This is a genomic window from Agrobacterium sp. MS2 (genome assembly GCF_003261015.1).
In the GTDB taxonomy this organism is placed as follows: domain Bacteria; phylum Pseudomonadota; class Alphaproteobacteria; order Rhizobiales; family Rhizobiaceae; genus Agrobacterium; species Agrobacterium pusense.
This window is the reverse complement of the sequence record NZ_QLNF01000002.1, coordinates 24,174-47,347: the sequence shown is the minus strand read 5'-3', so window position 1 is coordinate 47,347 and position 23,174 is coordinate 24,174. Positions and strand designations below refer to the sequence as shown.

Annotated in this window: 27 protein-coding genes; 3 read left to right on the top strand and 24 right to left on the bottom strand. The window is 62.6% G+C overall.

Annotated features, from left to right (window positions below; genetic code table 11):
• Nucleotides 1-47: 47 nt before the first annotated feature.
• From trbJ to DOU54_RS00205, 20 genes are all read right to left on the bottom strand, one after another.
• On the bottom strand, nt 48-830 hold the full coding sequence (gene trbJ / locus DOU54_RS00300; RefSeq protein ID WP_009450535.1) for a P-type conjugative transfer protein TrbJ: 783 nt from the start codon (nt 828-830) through the stop codon (nt 48-50).
• On the bottom strand, nt 827-3,334 hold the full coding sequence (gene trbE, locus DOU54_RS00295; RefSeq protein ID WP_113730229.1) for a conjugal transfer protein TrbE: 2,508 nt from the start codon (nt 3,332-3,334) through the stop codon (nt 827-829). Before trbE ends, trbJ begins: the two co-directional genes overlap by 4 nt.
• A gap of 10 nt (nt 3,335-3,344) precedes the next feature.
• A complete protein-coding gene (locus tag DOU54_RS00290; protein WP_113730228.1) occupies nt 3,345-3,626 on the bottom strand; it encodes a VirB3 family type IV secretion system protein in 282 nt (93 codons plus the stop codon).
• Entirely contained in the window at nt 3,626-3,958 is a 333-nt protein-coding gene (locus DOU54_RS00285; protein ID WP_113730226.1) for a TrbC/VirB2 family type IV secretion system protein, read from the bottom strand. The genes DOU54_RS00290 and DOU54_RS00285 overlap by 1 nt, the downstream gene beginning before the upstream one ends.
• Entirely contained in the window at nt 3,955-4,947 is a 993-nt protein-coding gene (gene trbB, locus DOU54_RS00280; RefSeq protein ID WP_113730233.1) for a P-type conjugative transfer ATPase TrbB, read from the bottom strand. Before trbB ends, DOU54_RS00285 begins: the two co-directional genes overlap by 4 nt.
• A gap of 152 nt (nt 4,948-5,099) precedes the next feature.
• The gene (locus tag DOU54_RS00275; RefSeq protein WP_113730224.1) at nt 5,100-5,555 is read right to left on the bottom strand and encodes a ribbon-helix-helix domain-containing protein; all 456 of its coding nucleotides are present in this window, start codon (nt 5,553-5,555) and stop codon (nt 5,100-5,102) included.
• Between the two features lie 14 nt (nt 5,556-5,569).
• On the bottom strand, nt 5,570-7,558 hold the full coding sequence (locus DOU54_RS00270; protein ID WP_113730223.1) for a conjugal transfer protein TraG: 1,989 nt from the start codon (nt 7,556-7,558) through the stop codon (nt 5,570-5,572).
• Nucleotides 7,559-7,733: 175 nt separating this feature from the next.
• Nucleotides 7,734-9,239, bottom strand: a complete 1,506-nt coding sequence (locus DOU54_RS27790; RefSeq protein WP_502695865.1) for a DUF3363 domain-containing protein — start codon at nt 9,237-9,239, stop codon at nt 7,734-7,736.
• Between the two features lie 883 nt (nt 9,240-10,122).
• Entirely contained in the window at nt 10,123-10,833 is a 711-nt protein-coding gene (locus tag DOU54_RS00260) for a lytic transglycosylase domain-containing protein (protein WP_113730219.1), read from the bottom strand.
• 4 nt (nt 10,834-10,837) lie between these two features.
• Complete coding sequence (locus DOU54_RS00255) at nt 10,838-11,173, bottom strand: DUF736 domain-containing protein (protein WP_113730217.1); 336 nt, start codon at nt 11,171-11,173, stop codon at nt 10,838-10,840.
• Nucleotides 11,174-11,208: 35 nt separating this feature from the next.
• Entirely contained in the window at nt 11,209-11,754 is a 546-nt protein-coding gene (locus DOU54_RS00250) for a S26 family signal peptidase (protein ID WP_193603274.1), read from the bottom strand.
• On the bottom strand, nt 11,751-12,269 hold the full coding sequence (locus tag DOU54_RS00245) for a DUF2840 domain-containing protein (RefSeq protein ID WP_113730213.1): 519 nt from the start codon (nt 12,267-12,269) through the stop codon (nt 11,751-11,753). The genes DOU54_RS00250 and DOU54_RS00245 overlap by 4 nt, the downstream gene beginning before the upstream one ends.
• Entirely contained in the window at nt 12,266-12,520 is a 255-nt protein-coding gene (locus tag DOU54_RS00240; RefSeq protein WP_113730210.1) for a hypothetical protein, read from the bottom strand. The genes DOU54_RS00245 and DOU54_RS00240 overlap by 4 nt, the downstream gene beginning before the upstream one ends.
• Entirely contained in the window at nt 12,517-13,170 is a 654-nt protein-coding gene (parA, locus tag DOU54_RS00235) for a ParA family partition ATPase (RefSeq protein WP_113730208.1), read from the bottom strand. Before parA ends, DOU54_RS00240 begins: the two co-directional genes overlap by 4 nt.
• Nucleotides 13,167-14,312 carry a replication initiator protein A gene (locus DOU54_RS00230; RefSeq protein ID WP_113730206.1) on the bottom strand — a complete coding sequence of 382 codons (1,146 nt, stop codon included), beginning with the start codon at nt 14,310-14,312 and terminating at the stop codon, nt 13,167-13,169. The genes parA and DOU54_RS00230 overlap by 4 nt, the downstream gene beginning before the upstream one ends.
• 19 nt (nt 14,313-14,331) lie before the next feature.
• On the bottom strand, nt 14,332-14,613 hold the full coding sequence (locus DOU54_RS00225) for a helix-turn-helix transcriptional regulator (protein WP_010336149.1): 282 nt from the start codon (nt 14,611-14,613) through the stop codon (nt 14,332-14,334).
• A 136-nt stretch (nt 14,614-14,749) separates the two neighbouring features.
• Nucleotides 14,750-15,247, bottom strand: a complete 498-nt coding sequence (locus DOU54_RS00220) for a DUF2285 domain-containing protein (RefSeq protein ID WP_286079838.1) — start codon at nt 15,245-15,247, stop codon at nt 14,750-14,752.
• On the bottom strand, nt 15,183-15,515 hold the full coding sequence (locus DOU54_RS27785; RefSeq protein ID WP_286079837.1) for a transcriptional regulator domain-containing protein: 333 nt from the start codon (nt 15,513-15,515) through the stop codon (nt 15,183-15,185). Before DOU54_RS27785 ends, DOU54_RS00220 begins: the two co-directional genes overlap by 65 nt.
• A gap of 128 nt (nt 15,516-15,643) precedes the next feature.
• Entirely contained in the window at nt 15,644-15,919 is a 276-nt protein-coding gene (locus DOU54_RS00210) for a DNA -binding domain-containing protein (RefSeq protein WP_113730202.1), read from the bottom strand.
• A 60-nt stretch (nt 15,920-15,979) separates the two neighbouring features.
• Nucleotides 15,980-16,246, bottom strand: coding sequence for a helix-turn-helix domain-containing protein (locus DOU54_RS00205; RefSeq protein ID WP_020818551.1), 267 nt, complete (start codon nt 16,244-16,246; stop codon nt 15,980-15,982).
• Nucleotides 16,247-16,565: 319 nt separating this feature from the next.
• On the opposite strand from DOU54_RS00205, the gene DOU54_RS00195 reads away from it, so the two are divergent.
• Both DOU54_RS00195 and DOU54_RS00190 read left to right on the top strand, forming a co-directional pair.
• Nucleotides 16,566-16,886, top strand: a complete 321-nt coding sequence (locus tag DOU54_RS00195; protein ID WP_113730200.1) for a helix-turn-helix domain-containing protein — start codon at nt 16,566-16,568, stop codon at nt 16,884-16,886.
• The gene (locus DOU54_RS00190; protein WP_113730199.1) at nt 16,864-18,105 is read left to right on the top strand and encodes a type II toxin-antitoxin system HipA family toxin; all 1,242 of its coding nucleotides are present in this window, start codon (nt 16,864-16,866) and stop codon (nt 18,103-18,105) included. The genes DOU54_RS00195 and DOU54_RS00190 overlap by 23 nt, the downstream gene beginning before the upstream one ends.
• A 94-nt stretch (nt 18,106-18,199) precedes the next feature.
• Here the strand turns inward: DOU54_RS00190 and DOU54_RS00185 are convergent, their stop codons facing one another.
• Together DOU54_RS00185 and DOU54_RS00175 are read right to left on the bottom strand one after the other, a co-directional pair.
• Nucleotides 18,200-18,526: a DUF736 domain-containing protein gene (locus tag DOU54_RS00185; protein ID WP_009450558.1), complete on the bottom strand. Its 327-nt coding sequence runs from the start codon at nt 18,524-18,526 to the stop codon at nt 18,200-18,202.
• Between the two features lie 753 nt (nt 18,527-19,279).
• Complete coding sequence (locus DOU54_RS00175) at nt 19,280-19,537, bottom strand: ArsR/SmtB family transcription factor (protein ID WP_263596094.1); 258 nt, start codon at nt 19,535-19,537, stop codon at nt 19,280-19,282.
• A 32-nt stretch (nt 19,538-19,569) separates the two neighbouring features.
• On the opposite strand from DOU54_RS00175, the gene DOU54_RS00170 reads away from it, so the two are divergent.
• Nucleotides 19,570-19,731 carry a hypothetical protein gene (locus DOU54_RS00170; RefSeq protein WP_197417202.1) on the top strand — a complete coding sequence of 54 codons (162 nt, stop codon included), beginning with the start codon at nt 19,570-19,572 and terminating at the stop codon, nt 19,729-19,731.
• A 299-nt stretch (nt 19,732-20,030) separates the two neighbouring features.
• Here the strand turns inward: DOU54_RS00170 and DOU54_RS00165 are convergent, their stop codons facing one another.
• Together DOU54_RS00165 and DOU54_RS00160 are read right to left on the bottom strand one after the other, a co-directional pair.
• Nucleotides 20,031-21,413, bottom strand: a complete 1,383-nt coding sequence (locus DOU54_RS00165; protein ID WP_066478920.1) for an aldehyde dehydrogenase family protein — start codon at nt 21,411-21,413, stop codon at nt 20,031-20,033.
• A gap of 22 nt (nt 21,414-21,435) precedes the next feature.
• Nucleotides 21,436-23,091 (bottom strand): acetolactate synthase large subunit, encoded by a 1,656-nt coding sequence (locus tag DOU54_RS00160; protein ID WP_066478921.1) that lies wholly within the window; start codon nt 23,089-23,091, stop codon nt 21,436-21,438.
• Between the last annotated feature and the right edge of the window lie 83 nt (nt 23,092-23,174).

Below are 23,174 nucleotides of genomic sequence, written 5' to 3'. Positions count from 1 at the left end.
CAGCCGGGCCAGCATCTTGCCGTCCATGTCGCGCCCCTCTTGTCCGGTCAGTTGTTGCCGTTGCCGAACATCCGGGCATTGCCGGGCTGATAGCCCGATCCCGGCGTCAGAAAGCGCTCGCGCTGGATGCGGCCTTGTTCGGCGGCGGTGGCACGCTCGGCTTCGATCAGGGCTTCGGAGCGACCATTGGCGGACATCAGCGCGATCAGGTCGGAAAGCTGCTGCGACTGGAGCGCGAGAAGCTGATTGCCCGCCTGTGTCGCCTGTAACGCGCCGGTGGCGTTCTGGCTCTGCCCGACAAGGGCGGACATTTCAGCGCGGTTGGTGTCGATATTTCCGACGACACCAGCCTGCACGCGCATGGCGTCCTGCAAACCGCCGACCGTATTCTGCCAGCGGGACCGCGCATCGGCGACGAGCTGGGCGTCGGTCGCGGACAGCGAAACCTTGCCGTATTTCTGTTGGAACATTTGATCGACGTTCTGCACGTCGAAGGCAATGTTCTGCGCCTGGGCCAGAAGCTGCTGCGTGCGCTGGACATTCTGCTGCAAAGTCTGGAGCGAGGAATATGGCAGACTGGCGAGATTCTTCGCCTGATTGATGAGCATCTGCGCTTCATTCTGAAGCGAGGTGATCTGGTGGTTGATCTGCTCCAGCGTACGTGCGGCAGTCAGAAGGTTCTGCGCATAGTTGGTCGGATCATAGACGATGCGGCCGAAGCCAAAAGCGTGAGCGGGGCTTGCCAGCATGGGCGACAGTGCAACAGGCATGGCGAGCGTCAGCGCCAGCACGGATGCACTGACATATCGGGAAACGGGGATACGGATCATGGCAGGGTCTCCTTTTCTTGGCTGTCATCTGGATGGATTTGGTCTGGCGCGACCGGCCGAGCGGGCTCTGTCCGTTCGACAAGATTTGTGAGGTTCGGGATCAGATCGACGGCCCATTCGACGCCGCGATGGCGCAGCCAGGCCGCGAGAAAACCGTCCTGCCCATGCTCGGCGACGAGTTCGGCGATACGGGTCTGATCGGATTTGGATGATGCGGCGCAGAGCGCGAGGCCGACTTCGCTGAGGCCAAGCTCGAACAGGCGATTGCCGCGCCGCGATTGGCAGTAATAGTCCCGCTTTGGCGTGGCCCGCGCGAGGATCTCGATTTGCCGGTCATTGAGGCCGAAGCGGCGGTAGATTGCCGTGATCTGCGGCTCGATGGCGCGTTCATTCGGGAGAAGCAGCCGCGTCGGGCAGCTTTCGATGATGGCGGGCGCGATATTGCTGCCGTCAATGTCCGAGAGCGATTGCGTGGCGAAGATGACGGAAGCGTTCTTCTTCCTGAGTGTCTTCAGCCATTCGCGCAGCTGGTTGGCGAACCCCTCGTCATCGAGCGCCAGCCAGCCTTCGTCGATGATGAGCAGGGTTGGCCGACCGTCGAGCCGGTCGCCGATCCGATGAAACAGATAGGACAGGACGGCAGGCGCAGCCCCAGTGCCGACCAGCCCCTCGATCTCGAAGGCCTGTACATCGGCTGATCCGAGATGTTCGGCCTCGGCGTCGAGCAACCGGCCATAGGCGCCGCCAATGCAGTAAGGGCGCAACGCCTGTTTCAGATCGTTGGATTGCAGCAGCACGGCAAGGCCGGTGATGGTCCGTTCCCCCGCCGGGGCGGATGCCAGCGATGTCAGCGCCGTCCAGATGTGCTCCTTCACCTCCGGCGTGATGATCATGCCTTCACGCATCAGGATCGCGGCGATCCAGTCAGCGGCCCATGACCGTTCATAGGCATCATCGATCCGCGCCAGCGGTTGCAGGGAAACGGAAACCTCCGATCCCTCGGTCAATCCACCGCCGAGATCATGCCAGTCGCCACCCATGGCGAGCGCGGATGCCCGGATCGATCCCCCGAAATCGAAAGCGAAAATCTGGCTGCGATCATAGCGGCGAAATTGCAGCGCCATCAGCGCCAGCAGCACGGACTTGCCCGCGCCGGTCGGGCCGACGACGAGGGTATGGCCCACGTCGCCGACATGAAGGGAAAGCCGGAACGGCGTCGAACCTTCGGTCTTGCCGTACAGCAAGGGGGGCGCTCCGAGATGTTCGTTCCGTTCCGGCCCCGCCCACACGGCCGATAGAGGGATCATGTGGGCGAGGTTGAGCGTCGAGATCGGCGGCTGCCGGACATTGGCGTAGGCATGTCCGGGGATCGAGCCTAGCCAGGCATCGACGGCATTGACAGTTTCCGGCATGGCCGTGAAGTCACGGCCCTGAATGATCTTCTCGACCAGACGCAGCTTCTCGTCGGCGATACGGGGGTCGGCGTCCCAGACGGTGACGGTTGCTGTGACATAGGCCATGCCGGCGACGTCAGCGCCCAGTTCCTGCAAGGCCATGTCGGCATCGAGCGCCTTGTTGGACGCATCGGTGTCCACCAGCGCCGATTGCTCGTTGGTCATCACCTCCTTGAGGATCGCGGCGATGGATTTTCTCTTGGCGAACCATTGACGGCGGATTTTGGTGAGGAGTTTCGTCGCGTCCGTCTTGTCCATCAGGATGGCGCGGGTGGACCAGCGATAGGGAAAAGCTAGCCGGTTCATCTCGTCGAGCAGGCCGGGCGTGGTCGCTGTCGGAAAGCCGATAATGGTCAGGACGCGCAGATGCTTGTCACCAAGGCGCGGTTCCAACCCGCCAGTCAGCGGCTGATCGGCCAGCAGCGCATCGAGGTGCATGGGCACTTCGGGCATGCGAACACGATGGCGGTTCGTGGAAATCGTGGAATGGAGATAGGTCAGCGTGCCCGCGTCATCGATCCAGTGGCATTCGGGCATGAAGCCGTCGAGCAGCGCCAGCACGCGGTCGGTGCGGTCGATGAAGCCGCGCATCAGCTCCCATGGATTGACGCCGGATTGCTCACGGCCCTCGTAGAGCCAGGTCTCGGCGCGAGCCGCATCTTCGGCGGGTGGCAGCCAGAGGAAGGTCAGGAAGTAGCCTGACACGAAATGCGTGCCGGCTTCCTCGAAGGCAGCTTTGCGCTCGGCATCGACCAGAGCGGAGGCCGGATCAGGAAATTGGCTGCCGGGATAGGTCGCGGCTTCGCTTCGTTGTGCCTCAACAAAGATCGACCAGCCGGAGCCGAGGCGGCGCACGGCGTTGTTGATACGCCCGGCGACCGCGACCAGTTCGGCGGCAACAGCGGAATCCAGATCCGGCCCGCGAAACTTCGCAGTCCTCTGGAAACTGCCGTCCTTGTTCAGCACGACGCCCGAGCCAACCAGCGCGGCCCAGGGCAGGAAATCCGCGAGGCGGGTAGCGGTACGGCGATATTCGGTGAGGTTCATCATGGCTGCGCCCTCACACCGACAGATGACCGGGTATGCGCAGATGCCTACGGCCCACCTCGACAAAAAGCGGATCGCGTTTGGCAGTCCATACCGCGAGGAAATGACCGACCGCCCAGATGGCGATGCCAACCAGCCAGAGACGAAGGCCGAGGCCGACGGCGCCGGCCAGCGTGCCGTTGACGATGGCAATCGAACGCGGTGCACCGCCTAGCAGGATATGCTCGGTCAGTGCCCGGTGAACCGGGATGGAGAAGCCCGGCACCGCATCGAGCTGTTCAAACCCGCCCGCCATCAGATGAGCGCCCCGCCGCCGAACGAGAAGAACGACAGGAAGAAGCTCGACGCGGCGAAGGCGATGGACAGGCCGAAGACGATCTGGATCAGGCGGCGGAAGCCGCCGGAGGTATCGCCGAAGGCCAGCGCGAGGCCGGTGGCGATGATGACGATGACGGCGATGATCTTGGCGACAGGACCCTCGATCGACTGGAGGATCGACTGAAGCGGGGCCTCCCAGGGCATGGAGGAGCCGGAGGCGTGTGCGGCAGGCACCAGCATCAGACTGATGGAAACAGTGGCAGCGGCGGTTGCCATGATGCGGCAGCCGCGTGAAATCGTGCGGATCATGAAGGGGTTCCTTTCGGGGTGGTTGCCAAAGTGATGGGATGCGTGATGGCGTAATCGCCGTCCGGCCCCAGCCCATCGACGCGGGCGAGTTCGACCAGCCGGCGGGAAGAGCCGCGTCCGGCAAGAACGGCGACGAGGTCGATTGTCTCGGCGATCAGGGCGCGCGGGACGGTGATGACGGCTTCCTGGATGAGTTGTTCGAGGCGTCGCAGCGCGCCAATGCCGGAACCGGCATGGATGGTGCCGATCCCGCCCGGATGGCCGGTACCCCAGGCTTTAAGGAGGTCGAGAGCTTCGGACCCGCGCACCTCGCCGACCGGGATGCGATCCGGGCGCAGGCGCAGCGACGAACGCACCAGGTCGGAGAGGGTCGCCACGCCATCCTTGGTGCGCATGGCGACGAGATTAGGCGCGGCGCATTGCAGCTCGCGCGTGTCTTCAATGATCACGACGCGATCCGAAGTCTTGGCGACTTCTGCCAGCAGCGCGTTGGTCAGCGTGGTTTTTCCGGTCGAGGTGCCGCCCGCGACAAGGATATTGGCGCGCGTGGCGACGTTCAGGCGCAACACCTCGGCCTGAGCGCTGGTCATGATTCCGGCGCTTACATAGTCGTCGAGCGTAAACACCGCGACGGCGGGCTTGCGTATGGCGAAAGCGGGTGCTGCGACCACCGGCGGCAGCAGGCCCTCGAAACGCTCTCCGGTCTCAGGCATTTCGGCCGAGACCCGTGGACTTCGGGTATGAACTTCGACGCCAACATGATGGGCGACCAGCCTGACGATCCGCTCGCCATCAGCCGCCGACAGCCTCTCCCCTGTATCGGCCAGACCTTCGGAGAGCCGATCCACCCAGATGCGGCCATCGGGATTCAGCATCACCTCGACCACAGCTGGATCTTCCAGAAAGCGGGCAATCGATGTACCGAGCGCGGTGCGCAGCATCCGCGCACCGCGCGCAATCGTCTCGGGTTTCTGATGTGATGCGGTCATGGCGGCCCCATTCATGGCGGGACGCGCAAAAGACGGACCCCGGATTGGGGTCGATTAAAAGAACCTGATTTAGGGCCGTTTCAACAGATGTTTACGCGTGTGCGGGCATCGGCGGCGCGAGGCGGCAAATAGGATGGATCGAAAGTTCAGAGCTAGTTTCCATCCGCTTCGGACTGGCCTTGTGACGAAAGATCGTGAAGCGAATCGATATCCCGCGACAACTCTTTCAGGAATCTGTCGCCGGAAGCCAGGCGCTTGCCCAGCGTCTGCATGAAGCCTTCGAAGCGCTCGTTGCCCTTGATGCGTGCCGACTGTTTCGCGCTATCTGACAGCGGCGGCGTCATGGTGAGCCAGAATTGTACGAACAGCGAAAGCGTCTCGCCGAGGATGGCGACATCTTCGTCCAGCATATCGAACTGGCGGCCAAGCTTATCCAGGCGTCGCGACATTGCGGCTTCCAGCCGTTCGGTCGTGTCACCGGACAGGAAGGATGCTACCGCAGCCTCGATCACTGCGGATTTTGAAACATTGCGACGCAGCGCCAGACCCTCGACCTGCTTCAGCAGATCCGGGGAGAAGTAGACATTCATGCGGGTGCGACTCGTCATGCCTGTCTTCCTTCTCAAAGCTCGATGCCGTCATTTGGGTCGAGTGACGCCTGCCGCGCGACCATGCGCATCCGCTGACGCATGGCACGGGCTTTGGCGGCATCGACGTCGGGCTCATCATCGAGAAAATCGAACTCCTGCGATGGCGGCGGTGGTGGCGGGATGATTTCCTCATGTTCGGGAAGCTCCGGCTCAAGACGGATACCGGCATTGGCAGGATCGTCGTCGGACCTGTTCGACGCGGGTCCGTGGCCGGCCGCGGCCGCAACAACACGGCTCGTCCAGTCGTCTGGTGCCGATGTTTCCATCTTCACCGACTGCTTGTGCAGATCGGGCGGCGGCAGCACCCGTTCCTGAAGCCGCGCATCGGCATAGTAGCGCGCCTTGGCGGCGCGGATGGGCGGCACACCCGCTACCATGACGATCTCGTCGGTTGGCGGAAGCTGCATGATCTCGCCCGGTGTCAGGAGCGGCCGCGCTGTTTCCTGCCGCGAAACCATGAGATGCCCGAGCCAGGGCGCGAGGCGATGGCCCGCATAGTTGGTGGAATCGCGCATTTCCGTGGCCGTGCCGAGCGCATCACTGATCCGCTTGGCGGTGCGTTCATCGTTTGCGGCAAAGGCGACACGCACATGGCAGTTGTCGAGAATGGCGTTGTTCTGTCCATAGGCCCGCTCGATCTGGTTGAGCGACTGCGCGATCAGGAACGCTTTGAGGCCGTAGCCGGCCATGAAGGCGAGCGCCGATTCAAAGAAATCAAGCCGCCCGAGCGCGGGGAACTCGTCCAGCATCAACAGGAGACGATGGCGTTTTCCGGTGGTTTCCAGTTCCTCGGTCAGCCGCCGCCCGACCTGATTGAGGATCAGACGGATCAGCGGCTTGGTCCGGTTGATGTCCGAGGGCGGTACGACGAGGTAGAGGTTGACCGGTTCTTTTGCTCCGACCAGATCAGCAATGCGCCAGTCGCAGCGGGCCGTCACGTGGGCCACGACCGGATCTCGGTAGAGACCGAGAAAGGACATCGCCGTGGACAGCACGCCGGAGCGTTCGTTCTCGGATTTGTTCAACAGCTCGCGTGCCGATGAGGCGATGACGGGATGCACACCGGCTTCGCCCAGATGCGGCGTGTCCATCATGGCGCGCAAGGTCGCCTCGACCGGACGGCGCGGATCGGACAGAAAGCTCGCGACCCCCGCCAGCGTCTTGTCCTTCTCGGCATAGAGAACATGCAGGATGGCGCCGACCAGTAGCGAATGGCTGGTCTTTTCCCAATGGTTGCGCTTGTCGAGACTGCCCTCGGGATCGACCAGAATATCCGCGATGTTCTGGACATCGCGGACTTCCCACTCCCCCTGACGGACTTCCAGCAGCGGGTTGTAAGCTGCGGAATGCACATTGGTCGGATCGAACAGCAGGACGCGGCCGTGATGGGACCGGAAGCCGGCCGTCAGATTCCAGTTCTCACCCTTGATGTCGTGCACGATGCAACTTCCCGGCCAGGTCAGCAGCGTCGGCACAACGAGACCGACGCCTTTGCCTGATCGGGTGGGCGCGAAACAAAGGACATGCTCGGGGCCGTCGTGCCGGAGATAGTCCTTGCTGTGCCTGCCAAGGACCACGCCATCGGGACCGAGCAGTCCGGCAGCATGGATTTCCTTGTCCTCGGCCCATCTGGCCGATCCGTAGGTGGCGACGTTGCGCGCCTCGCGCGCCCGGATGATCGACATGAAAAAAGCGGCGGCGATAGCGAACAACGCCCCGGACGTGGCGATGAACGCGCCTTCGGTGAAAATACCGGGCGCATAGGCGTCATAGGAAAACCACCACCAGAAGAAGGCCGGAGGATAATAGACCGGCCATCCCGCAACATCGAACCACGGATTGCCGAGCTGGGGCTGAAAGCCAAGGCGGAAGGCCACCCATTGTGTCGAAGTCCAGACCATCACCAGGACAATGGTGAATACAACAATGATCTGGCCCCAGAGTATTCGGCCACCACGCATACAGGCTCCAATCGGCAAGAGAGTCGGAGCCGATCAAAGAATAGACGTTTTCGAAAGCGGCAACAGGAAAAGCAGGGGTGCCGTGTTGCCGGATACTATCGGCGGCACATCGGACAGGCCCTTTCAGATGCCGATGTCGACAGAACAATTTGCGAGGTGCCAGATCGGCAAAGGCTCAAATCCCGAGCCCTCGTGTTCGCCCCATTTGCCACGATACCGATCCACCCTGCACGATGCCCGCAACCTCGCGGCCGAGCTGGCGGTCGATCACTGGCCGCCATGGGACAAGAGTGAACTCGTGGCTCTTTTCGACAATGGCGAACTTGCCGCTCAATAGATGTGCGGTCCCGGTGAACTTGCCGCTGATATTTTCGCCATCGGCAGCCGCCCGGAACGGCAAGCCTTTGCTGCTGGCCATTTCCGCACCGACGCGGGCCACTTCCCTTTCTCGCAGATTGGCGAGCAGGTTGCGCCGATAGAGGATGCGTCCATTCTGCTGCCGCGTGGCATCGCCCTGTGCGATATGGTGTTCACGCCGCTGGTCCATAGCCTCGCGCACCTGCTGGCCGAACCCTGCCGGGGTAAGGTCAGAGGCGTCCGGTGTGACCAATCGCCGGTCCAACCAGGTCGCGCCATCGGCGCCGATCTGCTTTTCCAGATCGAAGGTCGAGACGACACGGATGCTGGCTTGCCGGTTGCGACCGGCATCATAGGCGGTGGCGCGGCTCTCGAAGTCTTCGGGGATGCGCCACTGGTCGGCGTCGATCCGCTCGGCAATCCCGGCCCGGCGTAGCGACTCCAATCGCCGGACATGGGCATCGACATAGCCCTCATAGTCGCCACCCGGCACACGTCCCTCGAACTTCGCCTGTTCGAGGTGGCGGCTCGGTCGGTAGATACCATTTTCCGAGATCGCAGCGATGGTGCGATCAGAGGGACGTTGTGCTGTATCGGCGGGACCGACTTCCACGATGCTGCCGATCCGGGCATCTTCGACGCGGGCCGGATCAATGCCGGGAAGATGGTGCGTGCGCCCGTCGATCCCGTCGACCACGAGGGTCAGCTTTTCACCCATCTCATCGGTCAGATATTTGTCGACGACGCGGCCGGTGATGGGTGCCGCGGGTGCGGCATCGTGAAGCTGGAAGGTCATCGGATCACGTTCCTGCCCATCGGCCTTCAGCGCCTCTTGCATGTTACGGATGATGTCACCGCGCTCACCGAGTTCACGCAGCGCTGGTTCCATCTTCGCGCCAAGCTCCCAGACGCCGGGTGCATGTTCCGTTGCCAGCCTCATCTTTTCCAGTTTGGCGAGACGGCGCAGGCGAAGCGTGCGGTTGAACTGGCGGCGCGTGTCGTCGGGATCATGGCGCAGATCGAGGATCCGTTCATCGGCTTCTTCGGTCATTGCCCGGTCGATCCGGGTGAAGCGGTCCTGGTCGATTTCGGCAGTCAACTTGCGGATCTGCTCGATCTCGGTGGCGGGTCCAAGTTCCAGCGTGACCAGTTCGCTGGCCCGCTCACGAATACCATTTGCAAGATAATCGCCATTGATGACCAGGTTCTCGCCCAGATCGTCCTTGCCCCGAACAATGACATGGACATGGGGATGGCCGGTATTGTGGTGATTGACCGCCACCCAATCGAGCTTCGTGCCAAGATCGCCCTCAATGCGGCTCATCAGATCGCGGGTGTGCTCGGTGAGATCGGAAAGATCGGCGGCATCTTCGGGCGAAACGATAAAGCGGAACTGGTGGCGATCATCCTTGCCGCGATCAAGAAAGGCATCTCCATCGGCGCGATCGTCGGTCGCCGAATAGAGCTGGCCACGTTCGCCATCACGCGAGGTTCCATCGCGCTGGATGTAGCGCAGATGGGCGGCCCCTTTGCCGTTCTTCCCCGCGCTCTGAACGTACCGGGTTTTGACGACGACGCGGCGCACTCCGGCCGCACTGTGCCGCCAGCCGCCTGACAGGGTTCGGGCGCGGACAAAGGCCGCACCACGGCCACGCTTGACGCCCGGACCTTTGCCAGCGCGCGATGCCTTCCCGCTCTTTCCGGCCGAACCAGATGAAGGCGACGAGGACGTCCGTGATGCGAATGATGATGATGATCTGCCGGGGCTGTTGCTATGCTGACGCGCCAGCTTCTTCGCCTGCGTCAGAAAGCTCTTCGCCTTGCCCGCTTTCGGCACGTCGGATTTGATCCGACCCGGCCTGGGGCGAAAGCGGTTCTCGTCGTCGGTGCTCATGGGCGCATCCCATTCCGTTTAGGCACGCAAACGGCAGGTATTCGGCTAGAGTGCCGGTCAAAACCCAGCAAAGCCAAGGCTTTGCGCCATATCGCGGCACGCGAGACCCAAAAGCATGGTGCCGTGCGCCGCGCCCCAAAACAGTGTGCAGACAAGGGCTTGCCCAGAAACCGCCCCGACAGGGTGCCGGTTTCCTTTATCTTGCCCTCCACCTTTCTTTCCCTTTTTGCCCTTCCTGCCGGGAATGCAGCCAGGCGATCCCTTGCCTGACTGCACACCGGAAGCGGACCGAAAGCGCGTGGAGACGCCATGCTCATGGCGCATCTCCATTGCTCGCACGGGCCACGAATATGCCGCCGTCCTGCGGCTCCTGATCGACGGAATCGCGCAGAGGAACGATCGCGCGGACGTCGCTCGACGGCTGATTGCCCGCCACCGAATTGCCGCCGGATTGCGCGACGAAGAGCGGAGCTTCGCGCCAATCCGGCGGTAGCGGCGGCACGATCGTCGGCACATCAGGCGCAGCCGCATGCCCGAGAACAGGTGCGAGCGTGGCGACATAGGCGCGTGTTTCTGCGGGCAAAGTGCGACCTGTCGCCAGATGCTCGTCATAGCGACCGGGACCGGCATTGTAGGCGGCAAGCATGGCCGCGACATTGCCATAGCGGTCCCACATCTCCCGCAGATACGCCGTACCTGCGAGGATGTTGTCGCGCGGATCGTAAGGATCGCGCCCGAGGCCATGGCGGCTGCGCAGGCCAGCCCAGGTATCGGGCATGACCTGCATCAGTCCCATTGCACCCGCCGATGAGATGGCGCGCACATCGCCCGCGCTTTCCACACGCAGCACGGCTCGAATCCAGTGCTCTGGAATGCCGAAACGCTGTGACGCCTCGGCAATGAACGCAGCATGGGGATGCGCGGTGACAGGCGCAGGTTGCAGCGTGACCTGCGCCATGGCCGGCATCGAGCCACTGCCAGCCGACAGCAGGGCCGTGAAGAGAAGAAAGGTGCGGGATCGCATGATCTCAGTCGCGATCTTCGCGGGGCCGCGGGCGGCTCCAGTGCAGCGACCATGACGAGCCTGCATCGTCGTCGCGGAACAGGTTGGCGCGGATCGGGTGCGGTAAGGCCGGATCGTCGAGCAGCACCGAGAGATATCCGCCAGCCTTTTCGCCGGTGCGTTTCCATGCAGCACCGACCTCGGGACCGTCATGCTCAATGTAATGGACGCGATAGTCCGGCGCATTCTCCGCATCGGAATGTTCAGCGGGCACGATGACGAGATCGCGCTTCATGGTGAGCGTGACGAGCTGACCGGCGAAGCCGGATGCGTCACGCGCAAATTGACCGATCTGTGGCATGGTATGTCTCCTGTGTTGGTGGGTTTGGCGTGGGTTCAATGCGTGACCGCCCGCCATTCGTAGCGGCCATCGCCTTCCTCATCGGTCCAGAGCGGAAGCGCCCGGCCGATGACGGAACTGGCGGGAACAGGTCCGAAGTAACGGCCGTCGAGGCTGTCCCGGACGTCCCAATTCATGAGGAAGAGTTCACCGTCGCCGATGATGCGGCAGCCCTGCCAGACCGGCAGATCGCGGCCCATGCGGTCGCGCTCCAACGCGTCCCCCATTTCGACATGATCGACGGTAATGGTCGCACCGTTGCGGCAGACGCGCTGTCCCGGCAGGCCGAGGACACGCTTCAGCAGCGGCACGCCGCGTCCGATATAGCCGCGCTCGACCATGAACCGCTCCAGCGGTTCGGGCGGCATGATGACGACGAGTTCTGGAATTTCGAGCGTATCGGCGGGAGCAACCGTGTAGAAGCCGATGGGCGCGCTGGCAGTCGCGTTCCAGATCAGCCGGGTTGGCAGATCGGCAACCGCCGTGGCGACAAGCGTGCCGACGGCCAGCATGGACACGGCGAGGATATGACGGCGGCTCATGTCCAGATCCTCCGGCGGTTGAGCCACGCGGCATGGCGTTCCGGGGTGTAGGGGTTGGGTTCCTGACCGGCACTCAAGCGGTTGTGGACGTGCCGCCAATGGTCCCGCGCAACATCCGCCGGATCGATGCCAAGCGCGTCCACGGCATCAATCAGGGCCAGCACCCGCTGGACTTGTCGCCAGCCATCAATACGCAGCAGGATCTCGCAGCCAGGACGAACGAAGGGCACGGTCTGGTACGGTTCGCCGCGACCAACGGCGCGCAGGATGTCGAGCCGCGAGACGATGGTGCCGTAATCGTTGGAGGCCCAGCGGACGAAGGCAAAGATGCTTTCGGGCGCAAAACCGATCAGACTGCAGCGGCGGTCGATGATCTGCTCAAAGCTCTTGTGACCGAACCTGATCCAGCGCTCGACCTTCTTCTTCTGGAAGGTCAGTTCGACCAATGTGGTGAACGGAGCTGGTCCGCCCGGCCGCGGATGTTCATGCACTGCACACGCGGTCTTGCCGGTCATGGCTGATCTCCTTCGGTGGGTGGAAACTCGCGGACCAGCAGCTCGCGCAACATCACGGCGACCGTGACGCCGCGCCGGAAGGCAGCGACCTTGATGCGCCCGCGTAGCTCGGGCGTGATGTCGATGGTCAGGCGGGCGGTAAACGCCTCGGCAGCCATCTTTCCTGTTACCGGCGCATCGGCGGCCCTGACCCAGCTATCGGGATTGCCCGGACGCGATGCGAAGCCGGATTTGACGGGCAGACGTGTCATGGCACGATCTTCCTGATACCGAGGCCATCGATCTCGGCCACCAGCGCTGTGACCTCCTGTGCGGCCCGTTCGCCGCCATCGGTTTCGGAGACCAGCCGTCCGGTCTGTGCGGCGTCTGCAAAGGCGACACGCTGGCCGACCGTTGTGGCCAGCAAGGGTGGATCATGGTCAGCCAGTGTCTCGGCCGTTTCGCGGGCGATGATGGTGCGCGCACCGCATCGGTTCAGCAGAAAACGGGCGGACAGCTCCGGGCGATAGACGCGTGCTTCATTCAGAAGCACCAGCATTTCGGCTGATGCCCAGCCGTCAAAGGGGGATGGCTGCACCGGGATCAGCACCAGATCGGCTGCAAGCAGCGCAGAGCGCATCAGGCCAGCGACACGGGGCGGACCATCAATGACGACATGATCGGCGTCACGCGCCAGTTCCGGCGCTTCCCTGTGCAGGGTATCGCGGGCAAGTCCGATGACGGTGAACAGCCTTGGCAGCCCTTCATGGCTACGCCGCTCCGACCAGTCGAGTGCGGAACCTTGCGGGTCGGCATCGATCAGGATGACGCGCTGGCCTTCCGCGGCCCAGGCTCCGGCGAGATGCAGCGCCAGCGTCGTCTTGCCCACGCCGCCTTTTTGATTGAGGAGCGCAACAATCATCGCCGTCCTCCCGGTTTGCCGAGAGGAAGTTCAGGCGTGCTTGTTGACGCAGGCGATCCTTGCTTTGGGGGTGTCAGCTTGCTTTTATGGGCACCCGATCTGAGGGCCGCACCAGCCTTCGCGATGAGCTTTTCCACATCGCGCCGCCGCTCTTCAAAGTTAGATTCTGTGTTAGACTCTAAGTTAAGGGCGCGATTTTCGCTTTTGTTACCGAAGGATAGGAGGTGTTTGGGTTCCCGATAGCACGAGCCTCCGGTTCCTGATGGCACGATAGTCCGGGTTCCCGATAGCACGAGACTATCCACAGGTTTTCCACAGGCCGGGACAGGCTCGAAAGCGAGCAGCATCCGGCCTCCGGTTTCGACCTCGGCGAACAGGGTGTAGCCGGGCAGTGGCTGGCGGCGGATAATGTCGCGCAGCTCGAAGGCGAAGCGCTTGAACGGCGACAGACTGCCCGATTTCTGGTGCAGGTGACGGAAGTCGAACCGCCAACCGTTTTTCTGCCGCCCACCATGCTTGCGCACCAAGCGATAGAGCCAGCGATCCAGCCCGCCGGTCAGATTGAAATAGGCCCGGTCGATGGTGAGGATCAGGGCGTCATCCAGAACCGCACTGTAGAACCAGTCGGGCACGATCATCTCGATGCCGTCCGGGCGGCCATTGGCATCGGTCCGCTCGTGCCATTCGTTGATCCACGAAAAACGATGTCGCCGTCCATTCGCGCGCTGGCGGATCGAGGTTGCAACCGTGGTCGATTGCAGCCGGTCCAGCGCCGCCTTCAGGCGCTGATAGTCCCTCAGGGAGGTTCCGCGCCCTGTGAATGTCAGGATTTCATAAGGCGTTGCCGCCATCAGGCGCGACGTGCGCAGACCGGCGTCCCGCGCTTCCACGATCTGGCTGGCCGCCCAGATCAGTATATCGGCGTCCCAGATCGTCGCCATACCGTGATCGGGAACAGCTTCGACACGGATCGAGACGTTGCCCAGGGCAAAGTCAATCGGGCGGATACGGTGCGATTTGGAAAGGGAAAAGAAAGGATAGGCCATGAGATCCTGCGCGTCTCGTGGCGCGAGTTCACCGGGAAGCGCTCGAAACAGATCGAGTTGCCCGCGTTCCGAGGCGGATGGGTGCTGCGCTGCCATCAAGGGCTGACCGCCGTGTTCAGCGCGTAATGCGCTTGGGCGAGGTGAATGCGGTCGGCGGCAGAGGTTTCGCCGGGAGAACCTGTCCGCGTGGGTCCGACGTGGAGGTAACCGATCCGCGCGCAACCCAGGCTGCGAGATCCTCGACCGAATAGACAACGCGGCCGCCGAGCTTGTGATAGGCAGGTCCCGTTCCGTAGGTTCTGTGCTTTTCAAGCGTGCGCGCGGACAGACTGAGAAAATCGGCGGCTTCCTTGGTGCGCAGGTAGCGTGGCGGCAAGGCGGCGAGATCAGGTCGCATGGGGTGGCCTCCGTGGTTGTGCAGGATGCCGCTGACGATCAACGGCATGACATGCGCACGGTGGCGAAGGCGCGGCGGCATGGGGGATGAGGAAGATCGAAGGGGTAAAATCCTCACCCTCGATCAGACGTCAGTGTCAGGGTTTGCGACGATGGCGCAAAAGGTCCTGATAACCGCCGTCGATCAGCGCGGCGGCAGATCGGACAAGGGCGATGACAGAGGCGCGCAAAGCCGATGTCTTCCACGGCTCAGCGCGAACGCGCGCCTCTCCGTAGATGGCGATGGCAATCTCACGATAGGTCGCGTGGTTGGCGTTTCCGTCAGCGGCTTGCATCATCAGGCGGAACCGCCGGCGCTGATACGGCGTCATCCTGGGGTCGCGGCGCGCGGGTTTCCCGGCCAGCATGTGCCAGAGCCTGAGAATGGCTTCGAGCTGATCCGGCAGATTTTCGTCAAGGGGCAGGATGATCGCCGGCTGCGAATTGGCATCGGTGCCGGTGAGGATCAGATATTGAACGCCGTCTCTGGCATCACAGACACCATATGTCCCCTCTGGTCCGCAGATGGCATCAGCAAGATCGACCGATAAAGCGGACGGAGAAGACGGAAGAAAATCGGGCGCTGCCCCGAGCATCAGCATGTCCGGATTGGCAACACGCGACCAGATGACCGGTTGGTCGAGCGCGGAAAAGCCGGGGTCTGCCGGGAAATCGCAACCCCCAGCGATGTTGGACGTGATCTGCAAGGGGAAGATGCCCGGCGCCTTGCGCTACAAGGTCATCGAAACTGGCCTGATAGGACGCGTTACGGCGCAGGCATTCCCAGGCGACGCCCTCAACGGGCAGCGCATCGTAGAATTCATACTGGTCCTGGTCTCGCCAGCGGGATGTATCCGGCTTCATTGCTCCGCTCCTGGTTGAAACTGCACAGGTGGAGCGTGAAAGAATTGCGGCGCCTCTACCGAGATGGAAGCCGTAAAAAAGACATGGGGTGATGCTCTGAAGGCATCACTGGTGCGACGGCGGCGAGGTCAGGTCCGATTTGTCGGATGACGCAGCAGCTGACGATAGCCGCTCTGTGTCATCCAGCGCGCCCGTCCCAGATGGCTGTCATGGACCTGCCGGGCGCGTTCAGGTTCCCGAACAGGATCAATTCCAAACAGCACATTGACGGCTTCGGCCCATTCCGCCCCATCATCGGCGGCATCGAGCAGCCGCATATAGAGCTTGATATGCGCGCGGTCATATTCGGTCAGCTCGTCGCTAACAGGTGCAATATCGTCGAAGGGGGGAAGCGGAGATGTCATGTCGCGGGTCGCCACAGAGCACAGGCCGCTGCAGCGGATCGATGATGCCGCCCGCGCCCGTCAGGCGTCATGGATCTGTCGGTGTCTCTTCTCGTCTTGGCCATGTACCAGCAACACTCCTTGCCCGCGATCCGTGGATAGGAGAACAATCCCTGCTGCTTCAAGCGCCCGGCGCACCTGATCCCGCGTTGTCTCATACACCTCGAGCCGGTTCTCGGACTCAAGGCGTTTCAGGGCAGTCAGCGATATTCGGGCCTTGTCAGCGAGCGTCTCCTGCGTCCAACCCAGCAACGCGCGTGCGGCCCGCGACTGTCGAGCGGTGATCATGCATGATCACCTCCCATCGCGACCGGCGCGCATTCCAGAACTACGGCTATTTTAGTCGCCTTCGCCCAATACGCCATACGAAATCGTCGAATCTGGCCAGGGCGTTATCTGCACGGTTGAGCATGCAGCCCGACTGATTCGCCTGTATGCCGCAATTGCAGCACTTGTGCTGGCCGCAACGCCGATCAGCGCAAGATGATCCTTAAACGATTCATGGAAAATGATTTCGATATGTTTGGAGATCATTTTCTTTGCGTTTTGCGCTGGACATGATACCCATCCAGATCAATGCAGCAAAAATGATCCGTAAAGGCATCACATGAAGGCGGAAGAAGAAACACTGGGGCTGATCGGCGACCATTTTCGCCGCGCGCGTCTTACAGCGGGGTTGACCCAGGAGCAGGTGGCCGATCTTGCGGGCATTTCGCGCCCGCGCTACCGCGACATCGAGACGGGGGCGGCGGCTGCGCGCACCACGACATTGATCAACATTGCCAGGGCGCTTGGGCTGGAAATGATGCTGGTCCCGCAGGCAATGGTGCCCGCCATCGAGGCGCTTTTGCGCCCCGAGGCCGAGGATGATCATCCGGCCTTCAGCCCGCAACCGGAGAGCGACGATGACAGCCGTCCGTACCGCTGAGACCATCACCGCGCTGGACGTGTTCCTGAACAGTGCGAAGGTTGGCACGATCGTCAGGACGCCTGGTGATTTCAACGCCTTCAGCCTTGATCCGGCCTATCGCGCGACCGGCGGCATTCCGGTTCTGAGCCTGTCACTGCGCGCGGCATCAGGGGGCTTGCGCAAGGATCCGCGACCTGTCGCAGGCAGCCTGCCGCCCTTCTTTGCCAACCTGCTGCCCGAAGACCGGCTGCGTGAGGCGATGGAAAAGCACCATGCGGGCAATGTACGGTCGGGGAATGATTTCGACCTCCTGGCCACCCTTGGTGCGGACTTGCCGGGGGCTGTGCGTGTGCTGCCCAGTGAAGGGCAACCCGGCATCGGGGCGGCGCCATCCCAAGGGCGGCCCAAGGCCCGCTTCTCGCTGGCGGGCGTGCAGATGAAGCTCTCGGTGATGAAGAACACCGGCAAGGGCGGCGGGCTGACCTTGCCGCTCGGGGATGACGAGGGCCAATATATTGCGAAATTCCCCTCAACCGCCTTTCCGGGCGTGTCGGAAAACGAGTTCGCGAACCTCGCGCTTGCCGAAGCCATCGGCATGGATGTGCCCGAGCGGGAGCTGGTCAGCCGAGACCAGTTCGAGGGCATTCCCGAAGAGTTTGAAACACTTGCCGAGGGGCTGGTCCTGCTCGTGCGGCGTTTTGATCGCGGGGCAGACGGGCAGCGCATCCATATCGAGGATTTCGCGCAGGTTTTCGGCCTGTACCCGGCGCGCAAATATGATGGCGCCGCCTCCCACGATATCGCCTCTGTGCTGAATGTTGCGATCTCGCCGTTCGCCGCGCTGGAGTTTGTCCGGCGGCTGACCTTCTCGGTGGTCATGGGCAATGGCGACATGCACCTCAAGAACTGGTCGCTGATCTATCCGGGCGACGGCGACAGGCCCGTTCTTGCACCGATCTACGACATGCTTTCGACCGTGCCCTATATTCCGGCAGATGGGCTGGCGCTGTCTCTGGGCGGCGAGCGGGCCTTCAAGGGCTTGGCCCCGGCCCGCTGGAAGACGTTTGCCAATCGGGCAAGGCTTCCCGAGCCAGCCGTGCTCAAGGCCGTTGTCGAGACGGTGAAACGCATCGATGCAAAATGGTGGACCCTGCCGGAACGCGAAGTGATCCCCCCGCTCGTGCTGGAACGGATCGACGCCCATGTGAAAACCATGATCCCGATCCTGACCGGCTGAGCAGTTCCAGCCCGGACAGGTCACCGGGCCTGGCGGCTTTCCCGCGGGCACGGGAAAGGCCCCGACCTTGCGGTCGGAGCCTTTGTTCCGCGCCTCAGTCGCCGCGGCGACCGTTGGGGCGGGACCAGATGAGGGAGAAGGTTTCGCCGTCTTCTTCGTCGAAGAGATTGGCGTAGATCGGAGCGTTGAAGCTTGGATCGTCCAGCTTGAGGCCCAGATAGTCACGGCCCTCGTTGGAGCGCTTGGACCAGGCGGCGCCGATTTCGGCGCGACCGACCAGAACGCGGTGGCTGGGGGCGTTCTCGCCGGTGGCGCGCAGGTCGGGGATGATGCGCACGCCCTTGGCCTGGACGCTGAGGGTGACGATTTCGCCGGTGAATTCGTTCGAGCCGGTCTTCTTGAAGGTGCCGATGGTTGCCATTTTAAGTCTCCGATTTCCGTTTCCGAGCCCGCACCATTGCGGCCTCTATGGCGATCGACCGGCCGGAGACGAACGCTGGCGCACCCCAAAGGGGCTGGACAGCACAGGAGAAACTTTCTTGTTCCGCGCGGAATGGCGGCTTTGCCGGCAGGGGAAGAAAGTTGTGACGACGCTGTTGCGCTAAAGCGGTCGAAGCGCATCGCGCTGTTCTTCGGCCAGATCAGGCCATTGAAGAGGCCGTTTGCAGCGGTCGAGACACGGGGGCTGAACGGAGACGTGGCAATCTTGAGGCCCATCATGATGACTAGACGGGTAATACCGGCCTTGCCTGTCACCCTGCGTCTCAGGCCATGCGCATCTCTCTTCCTGGCCTGTTCCTCCGGCATCGCCCAACCGGATTCTGGTCGGTCCACAAACGCTGGAGCTGACCGTTCTGCGCACTTACGGGCCGCGTCTGTGCCTCAAGCTTGCTGATCCGATGCTTGGTCGCTGTCTGCCACCATTTTCCTGAAGAAGATGGAAGATAATTCGCATCCGCTTCTGGTCGCCACCAACGGATCATTGCGGTTTAAGTGGATGCAAAGTTTCCGTCCACAGGTCCGGTTGCCGTCAAGCCCGCTACGGGTAGGAAAGCAATTATGGTATGACAGAGGCAATGACTGCTCTGCGGACAAAGGGTGCATTCGCTGCGGATGCGCAGATGGCTGCTTCAGGTTTGGCGCACCGATAGGACATTGCAGCAGGTCGCGCCGGTTAGTCCGTATAGCTTTGGCAGGCATCAACTCCGTTGGCTGTCGAGGCAAGTAGCTGATCTGCATCACGGATGAGATCGGCGACCCGCCTGTCCGCCAGACGATACCGAACGAAGCGGCCTTTGCTGCGGCGACTGACCAGCCCGCATTCCAGCAGACAGCGCAGATGGTTCGAGACGTTGGGCTGACCCAAACCCGTATGCCCGACGATTTCCTGCACGTTGCGTTCGTCCGACACCAGCGCATCGAGGATCGTCAGACGGCTGGGATCGCTTAGGCCCCGGAAGAGCTTTGCCCGCAGTTCCAGTGTATCGGGTGCGAGGAAAGAACAAAGCGATCCGCATCACCATTGAGGAAATGGGCGAGACGGTTGCGATGGGATCCGGAACCGAGCCGCGCGCCACCGCTGCCGCCGCACTGAAGGATCTCGAACACATCCTGATTGCGCGCTGATGCTCAACGATATGCTCTCCCTGCCTCGAGCGCGCAGGTGCAGCCATGCTGACGCAGTGGCTTTCGCAACTGAACCGATAAACACCTGGATCCGTTGCGCTCAGGAGCGTCAGTTCGATCCCAAGCGGAAGTCGTGTCGCTCCCGTCACCTGTCCGGCTTTTGCTCGGCGAGCGACGGCCCGGCTTGTCCCGCTCCGACGACTATGACGTCAAATCGCCTAACCAAATCCTGTGCCTCCTTCGTTTCGAGGTGGATGGCGTAGCCGCGTCTTCACGGCTTGAACGACAGCGCCCCGTATTCAGCTTTTGCGCATCAGGATCATCTTCTCCTGCGTCATGTCGCGCATGGTGTAGGGGATTCCGCCGGTGCCGTAGCCGGACTCCCTGCGGCCGGCGAACGGCATCCAGTCCGTACGGAAGGCGGTGGGATCGTTGATCATCACGGCCGAGGCATCGAGCCGATTGGCCGCGCGCATTGCGATGTCGATATCCTGCGCGAAGATGCTGGACTGGAAGGCAGTCGGCAACGCGTTGGCCTGACGGATGGCGTCGTCGAGATCGTCATAGCGATAGACCGCGACCACAGGACCGAAAACCTCATGCGTCGATATCTTCGCTTCGGCCGGGGGATCGAGCAGCACCGCCGGTTGCAACGTCGTCTCGGAAAGGCGCTTGCCGCCGGTCGCCAGCGTGGCGCCGCCGTCGACTGCTTCCTCGATCCATCTCGCGACCCTGTCCACCTCGCGCGGCAGAATTAGAGGCCCGACCTCCGTGTCTTTCAAGATGGGGTCGGCGGTCCGCAGTCTTTCGACGCGGGCGACGAGCTTCTGCGTAAAATCCTCGGCGATGTCGTCGTGGACGAAGATGCGCTGTGTGGACACGCAGACCTGCCCGGCATGGTAGTAGCCGCCCTTGACGATCGGCTCGATCACCTTGCCGAGATCGGCGCTGCGGTCGACGATGGCCGGCGCGGCGCCGCCATGCTCCAGTGCCGAACGCGCGCCATGTGGCAGCTTGGCATGCAGCGACCAGCCGACCCTGGTCGAACCAATGAAGCTCAGGAAGGCGATCCGCCCGTCGGTCGCCAGCTTTTCGGCCAGATCGTTGTCCTGCGTGATGAAGCTCTGGCACCAGGGTTCGGGCAGGCCTGCCTCGTGGGCAAGCGCCACGAAGTCGATGCAGGACAGCGGCGTCGTGATCGCCGGCTTGACGATGACCGGGCAGCCCACCGCGATGGCCGGCGCGACCTGATGGACGATCAGGTTCAGTGGATGATTGAAGGCCGAGATCGCCGCGACGACGCCGATGGGCTCCTTGGTCGTGAAGGCCCAGCGGTTCTCCGCTGCGGCAGAAAGGCCCATGGGTATTTCGCGTCCGGCGAAATTGCGCAGCTCGTCGACAGCGTTGTGGACCCCGTCGATGGCGCGGTTCGTCTCGACGATGGCATCGGGCAGCGGCTTGCCGCCCTCGCGCGCGATCTGCATGGCGAGATGATCGCGTTTTTCTTCCATCAGCGCGGCCAGCTTGCGCAGGACCGCAATGCGCTGGTGCGGTTCGAGCCAGCCGTCGCGATCCTTGAAGACACGCTCGGCGGCTTTCAGCTTGCGCTCCAGTGCGGTGGCGTCGTCGGTCTCGATCTCCGCGATCGGCGCACGATCGAATGCCTGCACGACCTTCAGCATTGCCGGTCTCCTTCCACCTCGATCACGCGCATTCCACATCGGGGGTGCGGTTGCGCAACTCATCGACCAGCACGCGCGTATTCTCGGAATAGTCGATCGGCACATCGACCAGATGGACGCCACCGCCTGCGAAGGCAGCCTCGAGCGTCGGCACGAGGTCCTCCACCGCCGTCACACGCGAACCCTTCGCGCCATAGGCTTCGGCATAGCGCACGAAATCGGGATTGCCGAAGCTCATGCCGAAATCCGGGAAGCCGTCGACGGCCTGTTTCCAGCGGATCATGCCATAGGCGCTGTCGTTGAGGATGACCACGACGAGGTTCAGCCCAAGCCGCACTGCGGTTTCCATCTCCTGCGAGTTCATCATGAAGCCGCCATCGCCGCACACCGCCATAACGCGGCGACCGGGATGGCACATCGCCGCCATCATCGCCGAGGGCAGGCCGGCGCCCATCGTGGCGAGCGCATTGTCGAGAAGCAGCGTGTTGGCGACATGGGTGCGGTAGTTGCGGGCGAACCAGATCTTGTACATTCCGTTGTCGAGGCAGACGATGCCGTCTTCGGGCATTACCTTACGAACGTCATGGACGAGCCGCTGCGGTGTGACCGGGAAGCGGTCTTCCTCGGCGCGGTCATTGATGCGGGCGAGAATTCGCTGACGCAGTTCGAGCATTCCGTCGTCGGACGAAAGTTTCCCTTCGAGCCGGTCGGCAAGCGCCTCGACCGCGGCCCCGATATCGCCGATCACCTCAAAATCCGGATGGTAGACCTGTTCGACTGTAGCGGATTGATAGCCGACATGGACGACCTTCGGTCCGCCCGCGCTTTTCATGAGGAAGGGCGGCTTCTCGACAGTGTCGTGACCGATGGCGACGATCAGGTCAGCACGGTCGACCGCCTCGTGCACGTAGTCGCCCTCCGAGAGCGCCGCGGTTCCCATATAAAGGTTGGAGCCGCCTGTGACGGCTCCTTTGCCCATCTGCGTATTGAAAAAGGGCAGGCGGGTCCGTGCAACGAAGGTCGAGAGCGGCTCAACCAGCGAAGGCCGGTTTCCCGCCGCGCCGATCATGACGAGCGGACGTTTTGCAGTGCGGATCATCTCGGCTGCACTGTCGAGCGCGGCGGGATGGGGCACCGGTCGCTCCAGCGCGTGGAGCGGAATGACGGAGACATTCTCGACCTCCGCGCCCGCGACATCTTCCGGCAGTTCGAGATGCACCGGCCCCGGCCGCTCTTCCATCGCGACCCTGAAAGCGTCGCGCACCGTCGCGGGGATGGCTGCCGGATTGACGATCTGACGCGTCATCTTGGTCAGCGGCTTCATCGACGCAACGATATCGACGATCTGGAAGCGGGCCTGCCTGGCGCTCATCACCGGCTTCTGGCCGGTGATGAGAATCATCGGCATCGCGCCGAGATGCGCATAGGCCGCGCCGGTCGAGAAATTGAGCGCGCCTGGTCCGAGCGTCGCCAGGCAGACGCCGGGCTTGCCCGTAAGCCGCCCATGCGTCGCGGCCATGAAGGCCGCAGCCTGCTCATGACGGGTCAGGACCAACTCGATACTGGAGGTGCGCAGCGACTCCAGGAGGTCGAGGTTCTCCTCGCCCGGCACGCCGAAGATGCGGTCGACGCCCTCGTTCTCCAACGCAGCGACAAACAGGTCCGAGCCCTTCGGCATGATTTCGATCCTTCCAGTGAATGATTCCAACAGGTGTCGATCATACCGAAAGATCGTCTTGAATGTTTGCGCTGTCATATCAT

What these genes read in the sequence shown, in the direction of transcription:
- DOU54_RS00250 (WP_193603274.1), bottom strand. Translation starts at nt 11,754, where the DNA reads ATGAGCCGCCGTCATATCCTCGCCGTGTCCATGCTGGCCGTCGGCACG.
- trbJ (WP_009450535.1), bottom strand. Translation starts at nt 830, where the DNA reads ATGATCCGTATCCCCGTTTCCCGATATGTCAGTGCATCCGTGCTGGCG.
- DOU54_RS00210 (WP_113730202.1), bottom strand. Translation starts at nt 15,919, where the DNA reads ATGACATCTCCGCTTCCCCCCTTCGACGATATTGCACCTGTTAGCGAC.
- DOU54_RS00260 (WP_113730219.1), bottom strand. Translation starts at nt 10,833, where the DNA reads ATGCGATCCCGCACCTTTCTTCTCTTCACGGCCCTGCTGTCGGCTGGC.
- DOU54_RS00220 (WP_286079838.1), bottom strand. Translation starts at nt 15,247, where the DNA reads ATGCTCGGGGCAGCGCCCGATTTTCTTCCGTCTTCTCCGTCCGCTTTA.
- trbB (WP_113730233.1), bottom strand. Translation starts at nt 4,947, where the DNA reads ATGACCGCATCACATCAGAAACCCGAGACGATTGCGCGCGGTGCGCGG.
- DOU54_RS00290 (WP_113730228.1), bottom strand. Translation starts at nt 3,626, where the DNA reads ATGGCGGGCGGGTTTGAACAGCTCGATGCGGTGCCGGGCTTCTCCATC.
- DOU54_RS00240 (WP_113730210.1), bottom strand. Translation starts at nt 12,520, where the DNA reads ATGACACGTCTGCCCGTCAAATCCGGCTTCGCATCGCGTCCGGGCAAT.
- DOU54_RS00185 (WP_009450558.1), bottom strand. Translation starts at nt 18,526, where the DNA reads ATGGCAACCATCGGCACCTTCAAGAAGACCGGCTCGAACGAATTCACC.
- DOU54_RS00275 (WP_113730224.1), bottom strand. Translation starts at nt 5,555, where the DNA reads ATGACGAGTCGCACCCGCATGAATGTCTACTTCTCCCCGGATCTGCTG.
- DOU54_RS00160 (WP_066478921.1), bottom strand. Translation starts at nt 23,091, where the DNA reads ATGCCGAAGGGCTCGGACCTGTTTGTCGCTGCGTTGGAGAACGAGGGC.
- DOU54_RS00190 (WP_113730199.1), top strand. Translation starts at nt 16,864, where the DNA reads ATGACAGCCGTCCGTACCGCTGAGACCATCACCGCGCTGGACGTGTTC.
- DOU54_RS27790 (WP_502695865.1), bottom strand. Translation starts at nt 9,239, where the DNA reads ATGAGCCGCATTGAGGGCGATCTTGGCACGAAGCTCGATTGGGTGGCG.
- DOU54_RS00225 (WP_010336149.1), bottom strand. Translation starts at nt 14,613, where the DNA reads ATGCGACCTGATCTCGCCGCCTTGCCGCCACGCTACCTGCGCACCAAG.
- DOU54_RS00230 (WP_113730206.1), bottom strand. Translation starts at nt 14,312, where the DNA reads ATGGCAGCGCAGCACCCATCCGCCTCGGAACGCGGGCAACTCGATCTG.
- DOU54_RS00285 (WP_113730226.1), bottom strand. Translation starts at nt 3,958, where the DNA reads ATGATCCGCACGATTTCACGCGGCTGCCGCATCATGGCAACCGCCGCT.
- DOU54_RS27785 (WP_286079837.1), bottom strand. Translation starts at nt 15,515, where the DNA reads ATGAAGCCGGATACATCCCGCTGGCGAGACCAGGACCAGTATGAATTC.
- DOU54_RS00195 (WP_113730200.1), top strand. Translation starts at nt 16,566, where the DNA reads ATGAAGGCGGAAGAAGAAACACTGGGGCTGATCGGCGACCATTTTCGC.
- DOU54_RS00255 (WP_113730217.1), bottom strand. Translation starts at nt 11,173, where the DNA reads ATGCCACAGATCGGTCAATTTGCGCGTGACGCATCCGGCTTCGCCGGT.
- parA (WP_113730208.1), bottom strand. Translation starts at nt 13,170, where the DNA reads ATGATTGTTGCGCTCCTCAATCAAAAAGGCGGCGTGGGCAAGACGACG.
- DOU54_RS00165 (WP_066478920.1), bottom strand. Translation starts at nt 21,413, where the DNA reads ATGCTGAAGGTCGTGCAGGCATTCGATCGTGCGCCGATCGCGGAGATC.
- DOU54_RS00270 (WP_113730223.1), bottom strand. Translation starts at nt 7,558, where the DNA reads ATGCGTGGTGGCCGAATACTCTGGGGCCAGATCATTGTTGTATTCACC.
- trbE (WP_113730229.1), bottom strand. Translation starts at nt 3,334, where the DNA reads ATGATGAACCTCACCGAATATCGCCGTACCGCTACCCGCCTCGCGGAT.
- DOU54_RS00245 (WP_113730213.1), bottom strand. Translation starts at nt 12,269, where the DNA reads ATGACCGGCAAGACCGCGTGTGCAGTGCATGAACATCCGCGGCCGGGC.
- DOU54_RS00205 (WP_020818551.1), bottom strand. Translation starts at nt 16,246, where the DNA reads ATGATCACCGCTCGACAGTCGCGGGCCGCACGCGCGTTGCTGGGTTGG.